This is a genomic window from Armatimonas sp. (assembly GCF_043760365.1).
In the GTDB taxonomy this organism is placed as follows: domain Bacteria; phylum Armatimonadota; class Armatimonadia; order Armatimonadales; family Armatimonadaceae; genus Armatimonas.
This window is the reverse complement of record NZ_JAYUPA010000593.1, coordinates 1-1,529: the sequence shown is the minus strand read 5'-3', so window position 1 is coordinate 1,529 and position 1,529 is coordinate 1. Positions and strand designations below refer to the sequence as shown.

The window sequence follows — 1,529 nt, the reverse complement described above, 5'->3', positions numbered from 1 at the left end:
CCAGTGGCTACGGGGATCTCGGTAGGTCGGCCCATGCCCTCTACGCCGGGAGCCGCTACTCGCGCTGCGGGTTTCGCTACTGCCCAGGCTGTGCGAAGCGCCGATCTGATGGTGCCACATCGTAGCGTGCAGTCCGCGCCGCGCACTGCACGGGGTATCAAGCCGGTTCTTTCCAGTGCAATGACCAATGAGTTCAGCAAGAAGCTGATGGTGGCCTTCGATGGCAGTGCAATCAACTTCGATGTCGAGCCCCGTGTTGAGGCAGGTATCCCGCTTGCTCCGTTCCGCCAGATCTTCGAGCATACGGGTGGACAGGTCATGTGGGCCCCCGACGCCAAGACCGTGCGCGCTCTGAATGCCGACCGCGAGGTGATCATCAAGGTGGGCTCCCCAAGCGCCACTGTGAACGGCCAGAGTGTCAGCATGGAGCGCACCTCGTTCATTGACCGTGGCCGCACTATTGTGCCGCTGAGCTTTGTGGGCAAGGCGCTCGATGTAGACGTGGACTTTGACCCCGCTACCGGCAAGCTGACCATCACCAGCAAGAAGTAAGCTTCTCTCCGACCCCGGCGCTTCGTCTCGTTGCGCCGGGGTTTTGTTTTTTGTAAGGGCCTTGTTCTATGAAATTACTGATCCTGGGGGGGACACTTTTTCTGGGGCGCCATCTGGTAGAGGCAGCACTGGCGTCTGGGCATACGGTGACAATCTTTCACCGAGGGAAAACCAACCCAGGGCTCTTTCCTGGCGTGACGGAGCTTCTCGGGGATCGCACCAACGACGATGACCTGGCACAGCTTGAGGGGCTGCACTTCGATGCCGTCGTTGATACTTGTGGTTATTTTCCTCGCATTGTTGGTAAGAGTGCACAAGCGCTCGTGGGCAAAGCGAAGTGCTACTGCTTTATCTCCACGGTGTCGGTCTATGTTAACTGGCCGGAGTCGTCGCCCGACGAGGAATCGCCACTGGGAACGCTGGACGATCCCACGACGGAAGCGCTTACGGGCGAAACCTACGGCCCCCTCAAGGTACTCTGTGAGCAAGCGGCGCAAGCGGCTTTTCCCGAGGGGACGCTGATTATCCGCCCTGGCCTGATTGTTGGCCCGCACGACCCGTCGGATCGGTTTACCTACTGGCCGCACCGTGTGGCGCAAGGAGGGGAGATTCTTGCCCCTGGTAGCCCGGAGCTCCCGATTCAGTGGATTGACGTGCGCGATCTGGCCGAGTGGGCACTCCGTCTGCTGGAAGCGGGGCGCACGGGAGTCTACAATGCGGATGGCCCTCCGATGTGCTTGGGACAGCTCCTGGCGACCTGCGTGCTGGCGAGCGGTGCACAGCCGACCATTACCTACGCCGAGGAAGCCTTTCTTCAGGCACAGGACGTCAAGCCGTGGATGGAGCTCCCGCTGTGGATCCCGGGGCTTCTAGGCCGCGCCGACGGCGGCGCGACCCGCACCCAGCGCGCCAACCTGGCGGGCCTCACCTACCGGACCGCGCTTGAAACCGTCCGCGACACACTGGTCTGGGACGCG

General features: G+C 61.9%; 2 protein-coding genes. Both read left to right on the top strand.

The features are described 5' to 3' along the window. Positions 1-552: copper amine oxidase N-terminal domain-containing protein (locus tag ACH2EH_RS13615; RefSeq protein ID WP_395142536.1), on the top strand; the 552-nt coding region annotated here is incomplete at its 5' end. Between the two features lie 68 nt (positions 553-620). Beyond that, positions 621-1,529 (top strand): NAD-dependent epimerase/dehydratase family protein (locus ACH2EH_RS13610; RefSeq protein ID WP_395142534.1); only part of this gene is annotated, 909 nt, incomplete at its 3' end.